Consider the following 21,834-nt stretch of genomic DNA (forward strand, 5'->3'; position numbering starts at 1 on the left):
ATGCCGACTGGTTCCTCCACCTTCCCCGCCCGCGGGGCGGAGGTCACGCTCACTGAGCAGGAGATTCGAGTGACTCGTTCGCCACTTGGCTCCTCGCTGTACCCGGACGTCACGCGCCCTGCCTCCGAACTTATTGGCTGGTACAAGCAGGCTCCCGAGGGCTGTTCACCGGGGTTTATCCAATTACTTTTTGACGCCGAGCGCCCGCGGGTGAACTTTTCCCCCTCGCAGACCGAGGAGTTCGCCGCGCTGGATAGCCAGCTCACCAACCTGCAGGCGGGATACCCATTGGAGGAAGGCACTAAGGTCAGCTCCCCTGCCAGCACAGAAGGCCACGAGGACATCTCCGCGGAGGAATGGGTTAGTTCTGCAGAGGCCTCAAGCGACGGGGACGAGGGGGCGTCATCAGACAACAAACAGCGCCGCTCGCCCGCACCATGGGCGAAGGTGGCCACACCGGACGTCGTGCCCGAAGCGAACGAGGAAGCGGATATCGACGGCCCGATCTACGGGCAGACTGTGTGCGTGACCGGCGACGTGGAGCCCTACGACAAGGGCGAGGTATGGGACATGATTGCCTCGCGGGGCGGCGTGGTGGCGAAGAACGTGACGAAGAAGACGACGATGTTGATTGTCGGCGAATGGCACTCCATGACGTCCAAAGAGAAGCGGGCACGGGAGTTGCAGGATAAGGGGCAGGAGCTGCAGATCATTGGGTTCCAGGAGTTTCTGCAGCTTATTAAGTAGCCAAGTAGCCTAGGAGTCATGTCAGCGACCTATCGCCTTCAGCTCCGTGGACCTGGATCCGACCCCACCCAAGCATTCACCTTCGCCGACGCGGAGAAGCACCTCCCGTACTTCTCCCGCCTGGGGGTTTCGCACCTTTATCTCTCCCCTGTAATGCAGGCTCCGGCGGAATCGACGCATGGATACGACGTGACCGACCCGGCGACCATTAACCCCGAGCTAGGCGGGATTGAGGGGCTACGTTCCCTGGCCGACAAGGCGCACGAGGTGGGCATCAAACTGCTGCTGGACATCGTGCCGAACCATGTGGGCGTGGACGATCCACAGCTCAACCCGTGGTGGTGGGATCTGCTGAAAAAGGGCAAGGAATCCGAGTACGCCGCCTACTTCGACGTGGACTGGTCGGAGGACAATGGCGCAAACGGGCGGCTGGGGCTGCCAGTGTTGGGCAGCGAGGATGACGTTGCGGAGCTGCGCATTGAGCCTGGCGATGACGCCGAGGGCTCCGAGCCTATGCTGTGCTACTACGACAACTGCTTCCCCATTGCCGAGGGCACCTTGGGCGGCACCCCGCAGGAGGTACACGACCGCCAGCACTACCGCCTGATGTTCTGGCGCGACGGAGTGATTAACTACCGCCGATTCTTTAGTATCAACGGTCTGGCCGGCCTGCGGCAGGAAGACCCAGTGGTGTTTGAACACTCCCACCGCATTCTGAACCAGCTGATCGCGGCTGACATCATCGATGGCGTGCGCGTAGATCACCCGGATGGCCTGGCAGATCCATTTAACTACCTAAAGCAGCTGCGCAAGCTGATCGGCGACGAGCGTTGGTTGCTCGTGGAGAAGATCCTGGGGGTCACCGAGCCACTCGATCCGCGTCTGGCTGTCGATGGCACTACGGGCTACGACGCATTGCGCGAGCTCGATGGCGTGTTCGTCCACCGCCCTGCCGTCGACACCATGGCTGAGCTCGCACTGGACATGACGGGATCCATGTGGGATGCCGCAGCCTTCGAACAAGCCGAGTACGAGCTCAAGAGCGAGGTAGCTGGCCAGGAGCTCGCCGCCGAGGTGCGTCGCCTGGCTCGCGCGGTACGCAACGACAACTGGTCTACCTCTGGCGAGGCTGTATCGGATGAGGAACTGCGTGAAACCCTCATCGACCTTATTGCCGCCATGCCGGTATACCGTGCGGACTATGAGTCGCTGTCCCGCGTAACCAGCACCGTTATCGCCCAGATGATTATTCGCTACCCGGAGCGCGCCGATGCGCTGGATTTGATCGCCACTGCTTTGATTTCCCGTGGCGAGGCGAATATCCGCTTCGCCCAGGTTTGTGGTGCTGTGATGGCCAAGGGCGTGGAAGATACCGCTTTCTACCGTGGCTCGCGCCTAGTGAGCTTGCAGGAAGTCGGCGGTGCTCCAGGCCGCTTCGGGGTCTCTCCCGCCGAGTTCCACCTGCTGCAGGCAGAGCGTGCTCGCCTGTGGCCCAAGGCCATGACTGCGTTGACAACGCATGACACAAAGCGTGGCGAGGACGTGCGCAGCCGTATTGGCTGCATCACGGAATCCGCCGAGCGTTTCGCTGAGCTCTGCGACAGCATCGAATACGTCGACGGCGCTACCTGCCACTTCCTGCTACAGAACATGATTGGCGTGTGGCCCGTCGACGGTGCTGTTTCCGACGAACTGCGGGAGCGCCTGCATGCCTACGCCGAAAAGGCCATGCGCGAAGCCGGAGTGCACACCACGTGGTTCGAGGTCAATGAGGATTTCGAGAACTCTATTCGCGCATGGATAGATTCCACTATCGACAACTTCGGCGAGGACATCACCTCCTACGTCAACCACATCGCCCCGGCGGCCAACACGGTCTCCATTTCCAAGAAGTTGCTGCAGATCATGGGCCCCGGAATTCCGGATATCTACCAGGGCACAGAGTTCTTTACGGATTCCCTCGTGGATCCGGATAACCGCCGCAAGGTGGACTTTGCCGAGCGGCTGGAAGCCCTGGATCGCATTTCCCGCGGAGATATCCGCAACGCCGACGACGAGCGCCTCTACGTCATCGCGACCGCTTTGCAGATCCGCAACCAATTCGAGCTCGATGCAGCCAGCTACCTGCCCGTCATGGCTACCGGCACCATGGAGCGCCACCTGTTGGGAACTATGCGGGGCGAGGACGTGATCACGCTGGTCACCCGCCGCCCGCTGGACGTGCTGCGCGATGGCTGGGGTGACACGACTGTGGCCCTGCCCGAGGGCGTGTGGGAGGATCGTCTCTCCGGCAGCATGTGGGAAGGCGAAGTGCCGCTCAACAGCCTGTTTAGCGAGCGCGGTCAGGCGATCCTCACGCGCATGGGAGCCTAATGCCGAAAAAGTCCGCGCACCCCGCTTTGGCGGATTACGACGCCTGGATCCAGTCCCACCCCAACGTCGCCGGCGCCCTGGAGGCGCGCATTATTGATGTTCTTGATGACGCCGGCCTGACGTTTGATCGGGTCAGCGTGCGAATCAAGGATCGAATGAGCTTCGCTCGCAAACTGTCCAACGAGGCCTACCCCGAGTACAACTCATTTGTCGACGCCCACGACGTCATCGGCGTGCGCGTGATTACCTTCCATTCCTCGGAGATACCGCAGCTTAAAGAAGCACTCTCCGACCTTTTCGAGGTGGTGCGAGTTATCGACAAGGCCGCCGAGACTGCGCGCGAAGGACGCTTTGGTTACGCCAGCCAGCACCTCATCGTCTCCGCTAAGAATGAACCTTGGGCAGCGGAGGATGGGGCGTCACCAAAGTACATAGAGATCCAACTACGTACCGTTCTGCAGCACGCATGGGCGGAGTTCGAGCATGACGTGCGCTACAAAAACCAGGAGCATCCGGAAACGAGCGCACCGGAGATTCAGCGTGCTTTTACCCTGGCTGCAGGGCTGATCGAGCTGGCGGATGAGCAGTTCGACAAGATTGCCGCTGTGCTGGATACGGCTCGCTCCGACGCAGATGTGGACGGAGCGCTGGACGCTGCTTCATTGCCACGAGTGCTCACTCGCATCGTCGGCGAGAAATACCCCACCTCTCGTGTGGATTACTACGACTATGCGATCGAGATGCTGGCGGCCCACGACATTACGACGATTCCCCAGCTGCGCGAGTTGTTGGCACCGAAGCGGCTTAAGGCGCTGCGCAAGGCCATGAACTATCCCTATTACCCCGGCCAAGTCCGACTGATCGACGATATGCTGCTTTTCGCCTACGGGCGCGAGCACATCCGCAAGACGGTGCACATCGGCGACAATGCGCAATCGCGCCCCGGAAGGCTGGGCAATAGGTGGCAGCAGCTGGGGCAAAAGACTGGCTAGAGCTGGCAAGAGCTACCTAGAGCTCGCCGCGTTTGAAGCGTTCCAATTGGCGCCGCTCCCGCTTCGTCGGACGGCCTGCTCCCCGATCCCGGCGCGGCATCGCGGGGATTACGGGTGGCGGTGGAGAATGGTCGATATAGGCTTTGCGTGCGAGCTCCGCACCCACGCGCTTAGACAGCAGCTGGGTGACTTCCACAATGTGCTCGCGGTGATGTATCCACACGCGCACTGTATCCCCCACCACCACGGGCTGGGCGGGCTTTACCGATACATCGTTGATCTTCACGTGTCCCGCGCGGCAGGCCTCCGCTGCTTGGGCGCGAGTCTTACAGAGGCGGACGGCCCACACCCATGCGTCGATGCGAACCTTGCTAGAAGGATTGTTGGCCAACGGAGTGCGTCACCACTGATCTTTGTGCTCGACGATGCCTTTGATCTTGAAGCCACTGTAGACGATGAAAGCCACAGCCAGAATTGGCACGATAACTGCGAAGAAGGTGGTGGGCAGGATCGTCAAGCCACCGACGAGGCTTACCGCACCCACGCCACCGGCGATTTGGATGTTCCGGGAGTGCTTGCGAACCTCAGCCTTGCGCTGGGCGATCGGGTCGGTGCCCGGGCGGCGGGCGGGCAGGTTGCCGTAGTTACTCATGCTTCTACAGTGTAGTTAAGCGCCGTGTAGTTATTAGGAGTTGGTGCATTCGCGCGGTTCCTATAGCGCGTCTTCAATCCAGCGCTGACCTTCCAGGTGGGGATCTACCGCCCCGCTGGTGATGCTGGCGAGGAAGTCCGGCAGTGGCGCGCCGGGCTCGCAGGCAATAGCCAGTTCCGCCGCAGCCTTGTATTCCACGCCCACCACGGTATATCCGGCGGCGCGCACCTCGGCCTCCACTCGCCCGGCATCCGCATGTGGCACCTCGCAGGTGTATAGGTCCAGCTGACGGCGCAGCGTCAACGGCACCTGCTGCAAGGCCTCGCGGGTGGCATCTTGGTAGGCGCGCACGAGCCCGCCGGTGCCTAGCTTTATCCCCCCGAAGTATCGCACCACTACTACGGCTACATCCTGAAGCGGCTTGGAGGCGCTCCACCCTTTCAGTACCTCCAGCATCGGCTGGCCTGCGGTGCCGGCTGGCTCACCGTCATCGCTGGAACGTTCAATCGGCTGTGCCGCGTCGACATGCACGACAAAGGCACTGCAGTGGTGGCGCGCATCGGGATATTCGCGGCGAATTGCGCCGATAAACTCGCGGGCTTCGTCCTCGCTGGTGCATCGCTCGGCAAGCGCGATAAAGCGGGAACGTTTGATCTCCACTTCTGCGGTGTACCTACCCGCCTGGGGGCGGACGTACGAGGGTTCGGGTCGGGAGGCATTATCAGCGAGCATGCTCCCATTATCGCAGCTAGGGTAGGACGCATGTATTCCGTGTGGGCTCCCCTGGCCGAAAACGTAGATCTAGTCCGCCGACCAGCACAATCAGGTACCGAATCCGAGCACGATTCCGAACAGCGATTGCCGATGACGCGCGGAGCCGATAACTGGTTCCATGCCGATGTGCCTGCCGCTGCTGGCGATCGCTATGGCTTTTCCGTCGACGGTTCGCCAGTCTTCCCCGACCCGCGTTCCAGGCGCCAACCCGATGGCATCCACGGTTTATCAGAGGTGTGGCAGATCGATAGTCCACGCCGCCCGCTGGGGCGCCCGCTTCAGGGTGAGGTTCTCTACGAACTGCACGTCGGCACATTCACCGAGGCAGGTACGTTCGACGCTGCCATTGACAAACTCGATGAACTCAAAGCTGTGGGCGTCACCGCTATCGAGCTCATGCCCGTGCAGCCTTTCGGTGGCAAGCGTAACTGGGGCTACGACGGCGTGATGTGGCATGCGGTCACGGATGTCTACGGCGGGCCGGACGGACTGTTAAGGCTTATAGACGCCGCCCACGACCGCGACCTGGCCGTGGTTTTGGACGTGGTGTACAACCACTTCGGCCCGGACGGGAACTACACCGGAGTATTCGGCCCCTACACCGCCGGCGGTTCCACCGGCTGGGGTGATGTGGTGAATCTGCAAGGCAGAGATTCCGACGAGGTGCGCGCATACATCCTAGAGGCCGTACGACTGTGGACCCAGGAATTCGGCATCGACGGCCTGCGCCTGGATGCGGTGCACGCTTTGGATGATACGGGCGCGGTGAGCATCATCGAGCAGATCCGCGACGCTGCGGAGCCGAGTTGGATCATTGCCGAAACCGACCAGAATGATCCCGTGTACACCGAGGGATACAAGGTGGCGCAGTGGAACGATGATATTCACCATGCGATCCACACCGTCGTCTCCGGCGAGGATCATGCCTACTACTCGGACTTCGGGACGCTCGAGGTACTGGCTACTACGTTCCAGCGGGTGTTTTGGCACGATGGCCGCTTTAGTTCTTTCCGCGGGCGCACTCATGGCAGGCCGGTGACGGATCCACAAACATGGCGCTTTGTGACATACACGACTACCCATGACCAGACGGGTAACCGCGCCGCGGGTGATAGGCCAAGCATGAACCTCACCGTCTCTCAACAACTGGCCAAGGCCACCCTCGTACTGACGAGTCCTTTCACCCCAATGCTGTTTATGGGCGAAGAGTGGGGCGCCTCTACCCCGTTCGCGTTCTTCGTTGATCACGAGAATGAGGAACTGAACCAGGCGACTCGGGAAGGCCGTATGCGCGAGTTTGCCCGTGCCGGTTGGAACCCAAAGGACGTGCCAAACCCAGCCGCCGAAGAGACCTTCCGCTCTAGCGTACTGAACTGGGCCGAGCGCAACGATGCCCAGCACGCAGAAGTTTTGCGGGGCTACACCGAGCTCTTGGAGTTCCGCCGTACTCACCGCTTAGCCGAGGCCGAGTTGCTGGACGTGAGCTGGTGGGCGGATGCCGAAGAGCCGGTGACAGAGAAGCTGGCGGGAACGAACCCGACAGTGTCACCGATCAGCGCGGATACGGCCGAAGCACAGGGCCGCTGGATCCAGCTGACTTACCAAGCACCGGAGTCTCTAGTAAAGGTCACCGTGAACTTGAGCGACGAGCCACAGGAGGCACTGGGGCTGGGGCCATGGGAGTCCCGCTATACCGCAGAATAGCTAACGCCAGCTGCGCACCCGGTGCAGCAGCATGCGGTTCTTGCGCTGCGAGCGGTCCATCTTCGCACCGATTTCCCGCAGGATTCCAATTGCATCCGGAATGTGTGGCCCCTTGTTCAGCATGATGCATTCGGCGCGCAGGGCGAAAGCGACGTCGGTGATCTCCGCGCGCGTCGGTAGGCCCGACTTCGCCATGGATTCCAGCACTTGAGTGCCGATAATCAGCGGCACATGCGCTGCCTCCACCATCGCCAGCACCTGCCCCGGAACCTCCGCCATGCGGGAAAATCCCAATTCCACGGCTAGGTCGCCACGCGCGAGCATCACACCGAACTTCGCGTGTCGCATGCCCTCCAGCAAGATGGGCGCTAGGTTTTCAAACGCCGGGATCGTTTCAATCTTCAGCACCAGCCCCAGGTCGTCGGCCCCCAGATCGCGGAACTTTTCCAACACGTATGCGACGTCTTCGCGGGTACGGATGAAGCTCACTGCCGCGATATCCGCATGCTCTGCGACGAAGGCCAGCGCGGCCTCGTCCTCCTCGGTCAGGCTCGGCAAAGGCAATTCCGTATCGGGCAGATTGATGCCTTTGTACTCGGCTAGTTTTGCTCCGCCACGGGTGATCTCCAGCTCAGCTTCTGCTGTGCCAGCCAACTCTCGGGTCTCCACGACCTGCGCCGCAATTGCCCCATCGTCGAAGAGCACCTGCTGGCCCACTTCGAGGGCCTGTACCGCTTCCGGCAAGGTACAGCTGATAGTGGGAACTCGCCCGTCTTGCGGGTTACAGACCACATCGGCGCTGGTCAGGATCAATCGATCCCCGGTCAACGGGCGAAGCTTCTGAATCGTTGGCGGCACCGAACGCACCGTGGTTGTCGCCGTGTCCGTCCGCAGCTCCGCCCCAAGCTGCAGGTAGATATTCTGCTGTCCCTCTGCCAGCGCCCCTTCGCTGCCGCCGGATGCCCTGTCTTTCTTTGTGACGCCGAGTTTCCGCCGCTTGCCGCGTGCGTCAACGACATGGATCACGTCGTCCTCGGCAAGGGAATCAAAGAACTCCCGAGAAACGTGCACGCTCACGATCGGCCGCCCTTCAGTGGTGGCCGCCATGGGTGCCGGTTCCAGCTCCTGATCCTCTGGGATCATCCACAACCGGCAAGGGTGGATTACCGTGCCCGCGTCGTCGCGCTGCACGCGCACACGCACCACCGCAGGCCCCGGCGCGATACGCCCAGTCCGGATTTTCGGTCCGGCTAGATCCATGCTGATAGGGATTTCCCGCCCTGCGGCCTTGGCGGCGGTGCGGACGTTATCGATCATTCGCTTCCACACGTCCGGCCCATCGTGAGCACAGTTGATGCGCGCGAGCTCCATACCGGATCTCACAAGGCGAGCCACTAGATCTTCGTCAAAGGCAGCCTCGGCGGGCAGGGTGACCATGATGCGCGAGGAATCCCCCGGCAAAACCCGCGGGCCGAAGAGAGCTTCCGTGTGTTGCTCAAGAAGTTCATCTGCCCCCACGATGGCGTCGGCTACATCTTCCTCGTCGAACTGCGGCGAGCAACCATCCAGGGCAGAGACCACGTTGTGCGCTGCCTGCAGACGTGCCTTCACCGCAGGCTCCGCGGTGGACAGGCGCGTAGCACCCAGGCTTTCCAAGTTGCCTTGCACCCCTCGGCGGTCGTGGGCACGCAGCGTCATATAGTGCACGAGGTCGCGGGCGCCGACAAAGTGGGTGGGTGCGGTAGCTCGGATCTCTGAGTACCAGTGCAATGTCTGGTTATCGAGGTCGTCGAGGAGTTCCTCGATGGTTTCTAGAACCGCTTGCTTGTTGACCTGCATGATGAAAAGGCATCTCCTGGAAAGATGCGCAGCCTAGCCAGAGGACGCGCATGTAGGTGTGTCTTCTCTATCGTGACAGCTCTGCGGGGTTTATGCTCGGCAACGTACTCGGCGCGAGGAGCTACGAGAAAATTCCCTCCCACGTCGACGCTTTGAGTGCCCCCATCAAGGATGGGGATTTATTGACGCGCATTTCCGGCCCCAGCAGGAACTGCACCTCCTGTTCGCCGTCGATAAGGGTGAGGTAGACATCTGAATCGCCCTTGTTCTGGCTTAGAACCCGGCGCAGGTTGGCCATGTTGTCGGGGGTTGCCTGATCCACGCGAATGTTGAGGCGCAGGGGCACTCCGGAGCCGGCGCCGACGGTGAGCTCAGCGGACTTAAGATCCTGACAGAACAGCCGCATGTCGTCTTCTCGATAATTGATCTTCGCCTTCACGAGGACGATGTTGTCCTCGACGATCTGCGGGGCCACCATCTGATAGGTCTTCGGGAAGACCAACAGTTCCACCTGCGCGCCGTGTTGATCTTCCACGGTGGCGATTGCCCACGGATTGCCGTTGCGGTCGATGCGACGTTCCACGGACGAAATAATGCCGCCGATCTTGAGATCCTTGTTGTTCGGAACTTCCCCGGACAAGACGGTGGTCAGGGGCGTATCAATCTGGGCGTCCAGGGCTTCCTCGAAGCCATCGAGTGGGTGGCCAGAGACGTAGAGCCCCAGCATGTCGCGTTCCAATGCCAGTTCGTGCTTTCGCTCCCACTTCTGGTCGGGCACCTCGACGCGGAAGACATCACCTGCATCGTCATCGCCGCCAAGTCCGGCAAAGAGGTCGAATTGTCCCTTGGCTGCGGCCTTCTTGGTGGCGGTTACGGCGTCCACCGCATCTTCGTGCACCAGTACTAATCCCTTGCGCGGATGCCCCAGGGAATCGAAAGCACCGGCTTTGATCAGGGACTCGGTCACGCGCTTATTTGCTGCGGGGAGGTCGATCTTGTCCAGGTAGTCAGAGAAGTCCTTGAAGGCGCCCTTTTCCTCACGGGAGGCAATGATGGAGTTCACCACGTCTTCGCCCACGTTGCGCACGGCACCCAGTCCGAAGCGAATATCCTCGCCGACGGATTGGAAAGTGTAACGCGAGTCATTGACATCGGGGGACAACACTCGAATGCCCAGGTGGCGACAGTCGGCCAGGTAGATAGCTGACTTGTCTTTCTTGTCGGCCACGGAGGTCAAGAGTGCGGCCATGTACTCCGGCGCATAGTTGGCCTTCAGGTAGGCGGTCCAGAAGGAAACGAGACCATAGCCCGCGGCGTGGGACTTGTTAAACGCATAGCCGGCGAAGGGCAGGATCGTATCCCACAGCGTCTTGATCGCATCGGAGGAATAGCCGTTTTCCTTCATTCCGGATTCGAAGGTGACGAATTCCTTTTCGAGCACCTCTGGCTTCTTCTTACCCATGGCCTTACGGAAGCCATCGGCCTGACCCGCGGTGTAGTTCGCGACCTTTTGGGAGATCTTCATGATCTGCTCCTGGTACACGATCAGGCCATAGGTTTCTTCCAGAATTTCCTTTAGCGCATCTTCCAGCTCAGGGTGAATCGGCACGATGGGTTTGCGGCCATTCTTGCGGTCGGCGTACTCCCAGTGTGCGTCCACACCCATAGGGCCAGGTCGGTACAGTGCCAATGCGGCGACGATGTCATTAAAGCCGGTGGGTCGCATGCGCTTCAGTAGCTTCTGCATACCCGCCGAGTCCAGCTGGAACACACCCAGTGTCTCGCCTCGAGCCAGCAGTTCGTAGGTGGGGTCATCCACCGTGTCGAGGTTTTCCAGGTCCAGCTCGAAGTCGCGGTTGGCCTTAATGTTATCGAGGGCGTCACCAATAACGGTGAGGTTACGCAAGCCCAGGAAGTCCATCTTCAGCAACCCGATGGCCTCACAGGCGGGGTACGGCCAGCCCGTGATCAATGCGCCGTCCTGCTTGCGTTTCCACATGGGAATGCAATCCAGCAGTGGCACGCTGGACATAATCACCGCACAGGCGTGCACACCAGCCTGGCGAATCACGCCTTCTAGGCCGAGCGCATCCTTGTAAATCTTCGCTACATCCGGATCGGTCTCGATCAACTGGCGGACTTCCGCGGCCTCGGGATAACGCTCGTGCTCCGGATCGGTAATGCCGTGGAGAGGAATGTCCTTAGCCATAATCGCCGGCGGCAGAGCCTTGGTGATCCGATCTGCCATTTGGAAACCCGCCTGACCATAATGGGCGCGGGCGGAATCCTTAATAGCCTGTTTCGTCTTCACTGTGCCGAACGTGATCACCTGGGCAATTTTGTCCTCGCCCCAGCGATCGGAGGCATAGCGAATCATCTCGCCACGTCGGCGATCGTCGAAGTCGATATCGATATCGGGTGCGGACGGACGCTCGGGGTTCAAGAAGCGCTCGAACAGCAGACCGTGTTCCATCGGATCGATGTTCGTGATCGTCAGCGCGTAGGCCACCAGTGCACCGGCTGCGGAACCACGTCCCGGACCGACGCGGATACCCACGGACCGGGCATGCTTAATCAGCTCGGCAACAATAAGGAAGTATGAGGGGTAGCCCTTCATATCGATCACGCCAATTTCGTACTTGGCGCGGTCGATGTACTCGGCGGGTACTTCGCGGCCGGGGAAACGCTCCTCCAGGCCCTTCATCACTTCGTGGGTCAACCATGTCGTCGGAGTGTGTCCCTCAGGCACGTCGGCGATAGGCATACGGTCGTGCGGGTGTTCCTCCCAAATTTCGGAGTAGTCCTGCACGCGCTCGGCAACCCAGAGGGTATTGTCGCAGCCCTTGGGTACCTCTTTATCCCACTGCGCACGAATATCCTCGGCGGTGCGCAAGTAATAGCCGGTGCCGGAAAAGGCAAAGCGCTTGCCGCCCTGATCCAAGGTCGGCTCGTCCAGGGTCGAACCGGTCTGCACACACAGCATCACTTCGTGGGCAGGAGCCTGCTGCTCTAGCACATAGTGGCAGTCGTTGGTCACCAGCGGCGGCAGCTCAAGCTTGCGGCCGATCTCCAGCAGGTCGTCACGTACTCGCTTTTCGATCTCGAGCCCGTGATCCATCAGCTCCAGGAAGAAGTTTTCCTTACCGTAGATGTCCTGCCACATCGCCGCAGCTTCCAGGGCCTTGTCGAACTGCCCCAGGCGCAGGCGCGTTTGCACATCGCCAGACGGGCAGCCGGTGGTGGCGATGATGCCCTCGGAGTGTTGGGAAATCAGTTCGGCGTCCATGCGCGGCCACTTACCCAGCTGCCCCTCGTAGCTGGCCATCGACGACAGGTAGAAAAGATTGCGCAACCCCGTAGCGTTCTCCGCAATCATCGTTTGGTGCAGATAGGCGCCGGAAGCCGAAACATCGTCCGACTTCTGCTCTGGCTTACCCCATCGCACGCGCTGCTGATCAAAGCGAGATTCCGGTGCGATATACGCCTCGATGCCGATGATGGGCTTTATCCCCGCGGCGGTCATGGCGCGGTAAAAAGCGTCTGCTCCATACATGTTTCCGTGGTCGGTCATCCCCACCGCAGGCATCCCCTGCCGCACCGCCTCTTGAGCCAGAAGATCAACCTTGGCCATGCCGTCGAGCATGGAATATTCGGTGTGGTTATGCAGGTGGACGAAGGAGGAACCGCTCATGGTTCGCCATCATAGCGTGTCCTAAAAATCGCATTTTTCGGCACATCGGGTTCGCTTGCCCGTTACAGTTACTTTCCATGAACAAAGATACCCGCCTCGCAGTGGCGCACCTGGACGCTCCCTTTGCAGTGCTGGATCTGGATGCTGCTAGGGCCAATGCGCTAGACATGGCGCACCGTTCTCGCGGCACCCCGATTCGGGTGGCCAGCAAGTCTCTACGTATCCGCTCGCTGATCTCGGAAGTCCTCACCCTTCCCGGATACCGCGGTGTGCTGGCCTATAACCTCAACGAAGCTCTGTGGCTAAGTGACGAGCAGGTCAGCGACGATATTTTGGTCGCCTACCCCTCTGCTCACCGCGAGGCGCTGCATCGCCTGATTCACAATGCACGCGCTCTTGAAAACGTGACCCTCATGGTTGATTCTGTCGCTCACCTGGATCTTATTGACGCCGTGATGCCACCCAACGAGCGCGGGGTAGTTCGGATCTGTATTGATATTGACGCCGCATTGCGCGCCGGCCCCGTTCACATTGGAGCTCTGCGTTCCCCCTTGCACACGGTGGACGAGGTGCGCGCCGTGGTACGGCATCTGCGTCAACGGGAAGGCTTTCGACTGGTGGGGCTGATGGCCTATGAGGGACAGATTGCCGGAACTACTGACACTTCCCCAGCCATCGCTGCAATGAAGGCACTGTCTGTTCGCGAATTGGCGCGTCGCCGCGCGAACATCGTGGCAGCGGTCGAAGAGGAATTGCGTGTTGCTGGCCTGCCAGCCCTGGAGTTCGTCAACGGTGGCGGTACCGGCTCGATCGAAACCACCAGTGCGGAAGCCGCGATCACTGAGATCGGCGCGGGGTCCGGCATTATCGGCCCAGCTTTGTTCGACCACTACCGCCAGTTCCAGCCCACCCCGGCCGAGTGGTTCGTGGTGCCGGTGGTGCGCCGCCCAGCGGAGGAAACGGTGACGGTGGCCGGTGGTGGCCGTATCGCCTCTGGCCCTCCCGGAAAGGATCGCCTCCCCGTCGTCGACTGGCCGCGTGATCTGAAGATGGCTCCACTCGAAGGGCCGGGCGAGGTGCAAACCCCGCTGACTGGCCCCGCCGCCCGCAACCTGCGCCTAGGCGACCACGTTTGGATGCGTCATGCAAAGGCTGGCGAAGCAACTGAATACATCGATAGCGTGCTGGTCGTCTCGGCTGGCGAAATCATCGCGGAGTGGCCCACTTACCGCGGCGAAGGAAAGAGTTTTGTCTAATGAGCACCGTTAAAACCCGTAAGCCCGTCTACAACACCCGGTGGATCAACTGGTCCAAGGTCACCACGGCTCAGCCGCGCAAGCAGGTAGCCCCGCGTGACGAGGCGGAGTTGATCGAGCTTATTCAACGCGCCGCAGCCTCCGGCGAAAGGGTGAAGCCCATTGGCGCTGGGCACTCTTTCACCTCCGTCGCGGCCACAGAGGGCATCCAAGTGAGCCTGGACCACCTGGCCGGATTGATCCGCTTCGACCCTGAGAAAATGACGGCACGCCTGCGCGCCGGCACGCGCCTACGGGATGTGCCCGGCATCCTGGCCCCGCTGGGAGTGGCGTTGGCTAACCAGGGCGACGTGGATCCGCAGTCCCTGGCGGGTGCGATCGGCACCAGCACCCATGGCACGGGTCTGGGCTTCACCGGCTTCGCCGGAATGCTGCGGGCTTTCCGCATCATCACCCCAGATGGCCAGGCTCACGAGTGCTACCCCGGAGCCGAAGGTATTGCGGGCGAACTCTACGATATTGCGCGCGTTTCCTTGGGCGCGTATGGCATCATCACGGAGGTTGAACTGGATGTGGTGGATACCTTCGTCCTCCACGCAGTAGAGCGCGCCGAGCCCAATGCACAGATCGTGGAGAATTTCGCAGATCGGGTTCGTGAAAAGGATCACCTGGAGTTCTATTGGTTCCCCGGCACCGATGTTGCCCACGTCAAGACGAATACCCGCCTGCCTGGCCACGCTCCCACCCAGCCTGTTCCGCGTTGGAAGGAGGTACTGGACGACGAGATGCTCAACAACGGTGCCTACCGAGTGATGAACGACCTGGCGCACTACTTCCCTTCCCTCAGCAGGCCTTTTGCAAAGCTGAGCGCGAAGACTCTCGCGCAGCGCGAGTACTCGAACGTAGCTCACGATGTTTTCGTCAGTTCTCGACGGGTGCGTTTCAACGAGATGGAGTACTCGGTGCCGCTTTCCGACGCCACGGAGGTGCTTAAAGAGGTCCAGCACACCATGAACACCTGTGGCGAGCAGGTGCTCTTCCCCATCGAGGTGCGGGCGACTGCCGCCGACGAGGTGCCACTGTCCACCGCTAAAGGCCGCGAATCCTGCTACATCGCCATCCACCGCTATAACAAGGACAGCCACCAGGCGCTGTTCCGCCATATCGAGCCGATTTTCAAGGCTGTGAATGGTGGGCGTCCGCACTGGGGCAAACTGCATACTCTTACCCACGAGGATCTTCTCGAAAGGCATGAAGACCTGGCACGCGCGTGCGAGGTTCGCGCCAAGGTGGATCCTCAGGGCATGTTCAGAAATGCCATGGTGGATCGAGTATTCGGACTGGCTTAGTTTTCCCGCGCTAGTCCGCTGCCTCTGCCGACTGCCCGCCGAGTTTCTTTACCCGCCGTACCCGTGGCGGGCGGTTGCGCAGCAGGTCGACGATGAACACAATCACCGCTATCCAGATCAATATGAAACCCACCCACCGGGCAGGTGCGATGTGTTCGTGGGTGACGAACACTGCCCAGAGCATCTGCAGCACGGGAGTGATGTATTGGATCATTCCCAAGCTGGTCAGCGATAGCTCCTGGGCGGCTCGAGCAAAGCACAGTAGAGGCAGGGCTGTCACTACACCGGCCGTTACTAGCAGCAGTGCATGGCCGACTCCGAATTGGACGAAAGTATTGCTGCCCTGGGACTGTAGGAACCACAAATAGATCAGTCCTACCGGCGCCAGGACAAGGGTCTCGGCGGTAAGGGACTGTGTGGGCGTCAACCTCACCTGCTTTTTAACAAGCCCATAGAAGCCGAAGCTAAACGCCAATCCCAAAGAAATGATTGGCGGCGAACCCAGCGCCACGGTAAGAACGATGACGGCGAGAGCCGCGATGCCGACGGACACCAGCTGCAGGCGGCGTAGCCTCTCTCGCAGAACGATCACCCCCAGCAACACGCTGACCAGCGGGTTGATGAAGTACCCGAGGGCGGCATCGGCAACGTGGTCATTGTTCACTGCATAGATATACAGCCCCCAGTTCACGCTGATAAGCAGTGCTGCCGCAGTCACGATCGCCCACTGGCGACCCGTAATAGTCCGCATTTGCTTCAGTCCGCGCACAGCGGCGAGCAGCAGAAGCATGAACACCAGCGTCCACACAAAGCGGTGCGCCAGAATCTCCGTGGGGCTTGCCGGTTGTAGCAGAGGGAAGAACGCGGGGAACAACCCCCACATCAGGTAGGCCGCCAAGCCCCAAATCATCTATCTCACTCCCATAGGTCGGATTCCAATGCGCCCATACGCCGCGTCCGGCGCGGCGGGTTCCACGGCATACGCACGCGTGGCCAGCTCGCGCAGCTGGTCAGGCGTGGCATGTACCAGCACTCCATCGATACGCAGTTTCTCGGGCTGAGTCTGTGCACCGCGGGCAATATGTGACATTGCTTGATTGATCACATCGGCACGGGTACGCCCCACCGCAGGTTCCGGTAGAACTGCCTGCGCAGTTGCACCGAAGTAAAGAGTACTCACCCGCGCGTCGATGCCTTTCACTAGTTCGATTACTTCCCGAACATCCCACGGGTGCTGCGGGTCGGGGGAAACTAGCGCCCAACGCGGTTCGTCGCCAGCCATCTGGTCTAGCTGACCGTGCGCAAAGTCCCGATACTGCGCCGGTGTTCCTTCAAAGGGGCCGAGCTGATCGCCGTTGATATTCGGCGGTGCGGAGGTCAGGTCGGAGGTGCTCATGGCGATGACGCCACATCCCATCGCAATAAGACATACCCCGGACAGCCACGCCACCCAGGCGGGTCGGCGGGTGTCCTCCCAATCCAACTGACGCTGCCGCTTTTTATTCGCCTTCAGCTGTTGGGGGTTGCGCCCCCGATACCGCTGCGGGTCACTCACGAATGCTGTCCCTCCCTGCTGGTGGGCGAGGCGATGCCGTTGGCATCGCGGAGCCGGTCGAGGGCCTGCTGCAAATCCTGTGGGTAAGGCGAGCGCACAGTCTTCCACGTTCCATCCGGGTGGGGAAATCCCAGTTCCACGGCGTGGAGCCACTGGCGAGTAAGCCCCAGTCTTTCGGACAGTTTCGGATCGCTGCCATACATCGGGTCGCCGCACAGAGGATGGTGCAAAGCGGAAAAGTGAACACGGATCTGGTGAGTGCGCCCAGTCTGCAGCTTTACTTCCAGCAAGCTCGCCTGACGGTGCGCCTCCAGGGTGTCGTAGTGCGTAATGGCATGCTTGCCATCCTCGCGCACGCTGAAACGCCACCCGGCTGATGGGTGACGGCCGATCGGCGCATCAATGGTGCCGGACGTTGGATCCGGGTGTCCCTGTACCAGAGCGTGATAGGTCTTGGACACTTCTCGATCGCGAAAGGCATTCTTCAACACGGTGTAAGCGCGCTCGCTGGCGGCGACAACCATTACCCCGGAAGTACCGACGTCCAGGCGTTGAACAATTCCTTTGCGCTCCGGTGGTCCAGAGGTGGAAATGCGAAAACCCGCCGCGGCCAAACCGGAAGTTACCGTTGGGCCTTCCCAACCGACGGTGGGGTGCGCTGCCACCCCCACCGGCTTATCGACCACGATGACGTCCTCATCGGAATAGAGGATTTCCATGCCTTCAACGTGGCGGGCAGGCTCTGCAGCTAAATCCCTTGGAGGGGCTGGCAAGGTGACATCCAACCAGGCCCCGGCCACCAACCGGTCCGACTTCCCCACCGGTTGCTGATCCTGCAGAATATCTCCGTCAGCTGCGAGCTCCGCTACCACGGTACGGCTCAGCCCAAGGAGTTTGGATAGACCGGAATCCACGCGCATGCCGGCCAGCCCATCGGGCACGGGCATTACTCGGTTCTCCCGCGTCATCGGCTCACCTCCTCGCTCTCCGGATCCTGGTTACCTGCGGCGCCATTACCTTCTTTTGCTTCGCGCTCGGATTTCACATGATTCGCCGGTTCGATAAAAAATGCATAGATCAGATAGCACGCCACGCCGACGGTGATGGCGGCGTCGGCAATATTAAAGATGGCAAAGCTGCCGAAAGACAGAAAGTCCACCACGTGCCCGTGCATTCCCCCAGGCTCCCGGAAGATACGGTCGATGAGGTTGCCGGCCGCACCGCCGCCGATCAGGCCAATGGGTAGCGCTCCTGCCATGAAACGGGTGCGCAGTGCCAAAATTATGCAAGCGATAAAGGCAGCCAGTTGAAAGAATGAAAAGACGATTGTGGCGCTGGTTCCCATGGAAAATGCAGCGCCAGGATTGCGCACCAAGTAGAGGCGAAAGAACTCCCCAAGGACGGGGTATGCCCGCTGTGGCTCGAGATTCTCGACGACCGCCCATTTGGTGATCTGGTCGACGGCGATGATCCCGAACATCAGGGTCAAGGCTGCGAAAGATGCGCGTTTCGAAGTCACGCTTATTCAGTCTAATGTCCGCCTGTTACGCTGTGAACTTGTGGGTATTTCTAGCAAGTCCGCGCTGGCTATATGCAGCGCTATAGGCCTGGCCTTCGCGGCCGTTGGATGCTCCGACTCTGAGCAGCCGCAATCTAAACCGGCTGACGTGGCCGTGCCGGGTGTCAAGGTAGAACTGCAAAACCGTGGTTCTACACCGCAGGAACCAATTGCATGGTTCTCACAAGAGGGCAACCAAGAGGTCACTTTCCGAGCCACCCAAGGTTTCGCACAGCACACGCTGGGGGCGAAAAAGGAATCTGAGAACCGCTCCGAAAAGGAGCCGAGTACTAGCGCCACGGTGCCCCAAGACGAGCAGCCGGATGTCGCCGAATTGGAATACGACGAGGTAACGATGGATCTGCCCTTGTCGGCCGAGGTGACGACGGATGGCAAGGGTCGCGAAACGGACGTTACCGTGGGCGCCCCTAGCGGCACGAATGACAAAAAGAACGAGGACATCGCCACCGCCGAGGGCTTTAAGATGCACGCGGCACAGGAGGTCGATGGTCGCACGACCTCTCGCAGCTACACTGCTCCCGACGGTGCGAGCCAGACGGCTCGAGCCAGCGTGGAATCAGCGTTGAGTCAGATGAACGACTACCCGCTAATCTTCCCCGCCGAGCCAGTGGGCGTGGGCGCAAAGTGGACGGTCTCCAACCGTGTGGATGGCGACATTTCCATGTCGCAGACCATCACCTATACCCTGCTGGAACGCCAAGGGCAGTCGGTTACTTTGAAGGTCGATGTGCAGCGTCGCCCGGCGGTATCCACGCTTGCGCAGACCGATCTAAAGGTTCTGAAATCAAACACCAAGTCCACCGGTCAGATTGCATTGGACTTAAATAAGGTGCTGCCCACTCGGGGTCATATCAACGTCACGACCGAGATCACCTATGGCCGTGACGACTCTCCGGCTCGCGTGGTGCAAACCACCACGTCGAAGTCAGAGTGGAAGCCGGCGAAAAAGTAAAAGCGTCTAGCTATAGCTGGTTGCAGCTAACTTAGACCTCTTTACACATCGGCGGCACCTGATCCGGCAGGACGTTTTCCACCAGGGTGCAGGCCCAGCCCTGGTCCAGCTTCCACTTTCCGTCTTCGTTGACAAACTCAACGTCGCTCACGACGTGCGGTTCCTGGCCGGGCACGGTGAGGTTTACGGTGGCGTTCACGTTGCCGGGGTTCAGGCTCGGCAGCACGGGCTCTACCACCTCGAGGGTCGCATTGGACTCGGTGCGGGACTTCGTCAGGGCGTCAAAAAGTTCCGGTGCTTTGTCGCCGTTGACGACCGTGTCCACCTTTTGGTCAGTCGGTACGTTCGGGTCAACCGCGCGGTTCAGCACGCCCGCCAGCTCCTGAACGGTCGGGGTTTCATCCTGCGCTGCACCGGAGGACTCAGCGCCACTGGAAGCTTGAGAGCTGGATGCCGAGGAGGCCTTGTCGGAGGAATCGTCGTCATTGCCGCAAGCCGACAGGGTCAGCCCGGCGGCCAAGACGGCAGAGATGGCCGTTGCGCGAGCAAAGACTTTTTTACCGCGAGAGTTGCGCAGGGTAGAACGCACGAAAATGCTCCTTCAATGGATAGACATGGTTAGACATGTTTGGACATGGATGGACTATGTGACGCTGATAAAAGTGTGTAGTCAGCGGTACAACCCTCAAATAAAAGGGGAACTAATTGTCGACTATACAAGCCATGCTGTTGCAGATGTTATTCGTGTGACTTGCGCTAGCGTAGCCAGTCGTTGAGTTCACCGCGGCGCTCTGCCTGATTTTGATACGCGCACCAACGGATTGGCCCATCCCATGGGCGAATCGGAGTCTCAGTTGTGTATTTTGCTGGAAGAGTATCCCTGTACCTTCGCCTTCACAACTATTCTGTGGCGTTCATGCGTTGCCGAGCAATCTGACAAACTAACGCCATCAAAGCTACGCCCGCCGCGGAAGCACAGAGAACGGTCGGCGTCGCGTGTACAGCAACGAGTAGCGACCCGAAGATAGCCCCCAGTGCGGATCCCAAGTAGTTAGCGGAAGCATTTGCAGCCACAGCCGTGGCACCGTCGGTCGGGTTCGTCTGCAGCAAGATATGCTGCTGGGGCGCGAGCGATGCCCATCCGCACATTCCCCAGACAAACAAGCTCGCGATCATGATCCAGGCGGTCTGACCTTGCGTCGTGCCAAGCAGCGCACAGGTGAGGAGCACGAGAATGAGCACGCTCAGGCGCAGCGGATCGCGTCGGTCCATAAGTCGGCCAATACCTAATGCTCCCACCGCTCCCCCAACGCCCCACACCCAGATCGCAAGAGTCTGGTGGGACGCGAGGCTTCCCGCTGACAAGATCACGGTCATGTACGTGTAAAGCCCCAAAGAAGCGACACCAGTCAGCAGAGTAACGGTGACCGTGAGTAGGTTCTTGGGTCGAGCAATTGATCGCAGGCGCTCGCGGGCACCCGAAGCGGGGATCGCTGGCAGCTCAGTTCCGCGCAGAGCAGTTCCCGCTAGTGCGGCACCACCAATAGCTGCGATCAAAAGTACGGCGGCTCGCCACCCCCAGTGCTGTGCTAACGCCAGACCGGTTGGGACGCCAAATACGGTACCGACCGCCAAACCTGCAAGAACTAGCGCCAATGCACGTCCGCGATGCGCTTCCCCTGCGATCTCCGCCGCAACTGCGGATGACAGCGGTGAATACACGCCCGCAGCTGCGCCAGCCACCACTCGGGTGGCTAGGAAAAACGCAATAGACGGTGAGAGCGCCGTGGTCAGGTTTGCCACGGTGAAGATCAGCAAGCACACAATTAGGCTCTGGCGTGACCGCCTCCCCGCATGTCCGGCCAGTAAAGGTCCTGCTATCGCATATGCCCCTGTGAATGCCGCTACTCCCAGGCCGACAGTGGCCTCGCGCGCATCCAAAGATGCGGCGATAGGGGGAAGGAGTCCCGCGACGACATAGGCGTCTAGCCCGAGCGCAACACTGCCCATTACAAACGGCCAGAGCCGCCCCATCATGCCTGTCCCTCCTCAGGGACAGCATTGGCCACTACAGCAGAAAGAAGACCGGGGAATAAGCGATCGAGGTCCTCGCTCCTCATTCGGATTAGACATGCGCGACCTTCACCTCTGGTCCATGTAACCCCTGCCTCCCGCAACATTCGGGTGTGGTACGTCAGTGTCGACCGTGGCAGGTCGTCCGCAAGCTCGAGACTATCGTGCTCGCGCCCGTCAGCCAGACGACGAATCATTTCGAGACGCGTGGGGTCACTCAAGGCGGCCAGCACCCTGGCCAGGGTGATTTCATCAGTCTCTGGGTGGTGATACTTGCGAGGGGACATGGAACCTCCTT

At 60.4% G+C, this 21,834-nt stretch carries 19 protein-coding genes; 7 read left to right on the top strand and 12 right to left on the bottom strand.

From position 1 onward, the window contains the following. From ACUY2T_RS07220 to ACUY2T_RS07230, 3 genes are read left to right on the top strand one after another with little or no spacing between them, the layout of a single operon-like run. Positions 1-747, top strand: a complete 747-nt coding sequence (locus ACUY2T_RS07220) for a BRCT domain-containing protein (protein WP_448308088.1) — start codon at positions 1-3, stop codon at positions 745-747. An 18-nt stretch (positions 748-765) separates the two neighbouring features. After that, positions 766-3,120 (top strand): malto-oligosyltrehalose synthase, encoded by a 2,355-nt coding sequence (gene treY / locus ACUY2T_RS07225; RefSeq protein WP_448308089.1) that lies wholly within the window; start codon positions 766-768, stop codon positions 3,118-3,120. Further along, complete coding sequence (locus ACUY2T_RS07230) at positions 3,120-4,112, top strand: GTP pyrophosphokinase (protein WP_448308090.1); 993 nt, start codon at positions 3,120-3,122, stop codon at positions 4,110-4,112. Before treY ends, ACUY2T_RS07230 begins: the two co-directional genes overlap by 1 nt. A 16-nt stretch (positions 4,113-4,128) precedes the next feature. Here the strand turns inward: ACUY2T_RS07230 and ACUY2T_RS07235 are convergent, their stop codons facing one another. From ACUY2T_RS07235 to ACUY2T_RS07245, 3 genes are read right to left on the bottom strand one after another with little or no spacing between them, the layout of a single operon-like run. Further along, positions 4,129-4,503 carry an RNA-binding S4 domain-containing protein gene (locus ACUY2T_RS07235; RefSeq protein ID WP_448308091.1) on the bottom strand — a complete coding sequence of 125 codons (375 nt, stop codon included), beginning with the start codon at positions 4,501-4,503 and terminating at the stop codon, positions 4,129-4,131. 9 nt (positions 4,504-4,512) lie between these two features. After that, positions 4,513-4,764, bottom strand: a complete 252-nt coding sequence (locus tag ACUY2T_RS07240; protein WP_293791304.1) for a hypothetical protein — start codon at positions 4,762-4,764, stop codon at positions 4,513-4,515. Positions 4,765-4,824: 60 nt separating this feature from the next. Beyond that, positions 4,825-5,496: an IMPACT family protein gene (locus ACUY2T_RS07245; RefSeq protein WP_448308092.1), complete on the bottom strand. Its 672-nt coding sequence runs from the start codon at positions 5,494-5,496 to the stop codon at positions 4,825-4,827. Between the two features lie 30 nt (positions 5,497-5,526). Here ACUY2T_RS07245 and treZ point away from each other — a divergent pair, with 30 nt between their 5' ends. Next, a complete protein-coding gene (gene treZ, locus ACUY2T_RS07250; RefSeq protein ID WP_448308093.1) occupies positions 5,527-7,242 on the top strand; it encodes a malto-oligosyltrehalose trehalohydrolase in 1,716 nt (571 codons plus the stop codon). On the opposite strand, the gene ACUY2T_RS07255 is transcribed toward treZ, so the two are convergent. Together ACUY2T_RS07255 and dnaE are read right to left on the bottom strand one after the other, a co-directional pair. After that, positions 7,243-9,081, bottom strand: coding sequence for a pyruvate kinase (locus tag ACUY2T_RS07255; RefSeq protein ID WP_448308094.1), 1,839 nt, complete (start codon positions 9,079-9,081; stop codon positions 7,243-7,245). It abuts the gene before it with no gap. A 121-nt stretch (positions 9,082-9,202) separates the two neighbouring features. Continuing rightward, the gene (gene dnaE / locus ACUY2T_RS07260; protein ID WP_448308095.1) at positions 9,203-12,772 is read right to left on the bottom strand and encodes a DNA polymerase III subunit alpha; all 3,570 of its coding nucleotides are present in this window, start codon (positions 12,770-12,772) and stop codon (positions 9,203-9,205) included. 77 nt (positions 12,773-12,849) lie between these two features. On the opposite strand from dnaE, the gene ACUY2T_RS07265 reads away from it, so the two are divergent. Both ACUY2T_RS07265 and ACUY2T_RS07270 read left to right on the top strand, forming a co-directional pair. Beyond that, entirely contained in the window at positions 12,850-14,028 is a 1,179-nt protein-coding gene (locus ACUY2T_RS07265) for an amino acid deaminase/aldolase (protein ID WP_293791309.1), read from the top strand. Then, positions 14,028-15,377, top strand: a complete 1,350-nt coding sequence (locus ACUY2T_RS07270; protein WP_448308096.1) for a D-arabinono-1,4-lactone oxidase — start codon at positions 14,028-14,030, stop codon at positions 15,375-15,377. Before ACUY2T_RS07265 ends, ACUY2T_RS07270 begins: the two co-directional genes overlap by 1 nt. A gap of 10 nt (positions 15,378-15,387) precedes the next feature. Here ACUY2T_RS07270 and rarD read toward each other — a convergent pair whose 3' ends face one another. The 4 genes from rarD to lspA are packed head-to-tail and all read right to left on the bottom strand — an operon-like array spanning position 15,388 to position 18,451. Further along, positions 15,388-16,287, bottom strand: coding sequence for an EamA family transporter RarD (gene rarD / locus ACUY2T_RS07275; RefSeq protein WP_448308097.1), 900 nt, complete (start codon positions 16,285-16,287; stop codon positions 15,388-15,390). Next, on the bottom strand, positions 16,288-16,932 hold the full coding sequence (locus tag ACUY2T_RS07280; RefSeq protein ID WP_448308098.1) for a hypothetical protein: 645 nt from the start codon (positions 16,930-16,932) through the stop codon (positions 16,288-16,290). Further along, a complete protein-coding gene (locus tag ACUY2T_RS07285) occupies positions 16,929-17,900 on the bottom strand; it encodes an RluA family pseudouridine synthase (RefSeq protein ID WP_448308099.1) in 972 nt (323 codons plus the stop codon). Before ACUY2T_RS07285 ends, ACUY2T_RS07280 begins: the two co-directional genes overlap by 4 nt. Beyond that, positions 17,897-18,451, bottom strand: a complete 555-nt coding sequence (lspA, locus tag ACUY2T_RS07290) for a signal peptidase II (RefSeq protein ID WP_448308100.1) — start codon at positions 18,449-18,451, stop codon at positions 17,897-17,899. The genes ACUY2T_RS07285 and lspA overlap by 4 nt, the downstream gene beginning before the upstream one ends. A gap of 40 nt (positions 18,452-18,491) precedes the next feature. Here lspA and ACUY2T_RS07295 point away from each other — a divergent pair, with 40 nt between their 5' ends. Beyond that, entirely contained in the window at positions 18,492-19,463 is a 972-nt protein-coding gene (locus tag ACUY2T_RS07295) for a DUF6263 family protein (RefSeq protein WP_293791318.1), read from the top strand. Positions 19,464-19,494: 31 nt separating this feature from the next. Here ACUY2T_RS07295 and ACUY2T_RS07300 read toward each other — a convergent pair whose 3' ends face one another. From ACUY2T_RS07300 to ACUY2T_RS07310, 3 genes are all read right to left on the bottom strand, one after another. Beyond that, complete coding sequence (locus tag ACUY2T_RS07300; RefSeq protein ID WP_293791319.1) at positions 19,495-20,052, bottom strand: hypothetical protein; 558 nt, start codon at positions 20,050-20,052, stop codon at positions 19,495-19,497. Positions 20,053-20,363: 311 nt separating this feature from the next. Beyond that, complete coding sequence (locus ACUY2T_RS07305) at positions 20,364-21,500, bottom strand: MFS transporter (protein ID WP_293791320.1); 1,137 nt, start codon at positions 21,498-21,500, stop codon at positions 20,364-20,366. Further along, entirely contained in the window at positions 21,497-21,823 is a 327-nt protein-coding gene (locus ACUY2T_RS07310) for an ArsR/SmtB family transcription factor (protein WP_293791321.1), read from the bottom strand. Before ACUY2T_RS07310 ends, ACUY2T_RS07305 begins: the two co-directional genes overlap by 4 nt. Positions 21,824-21,834: the final 11 nt, after the last annotated feature.

It is taken from the genome of Corynebacterium sp. 22-2729 (genome assembly GCF_053479475.1).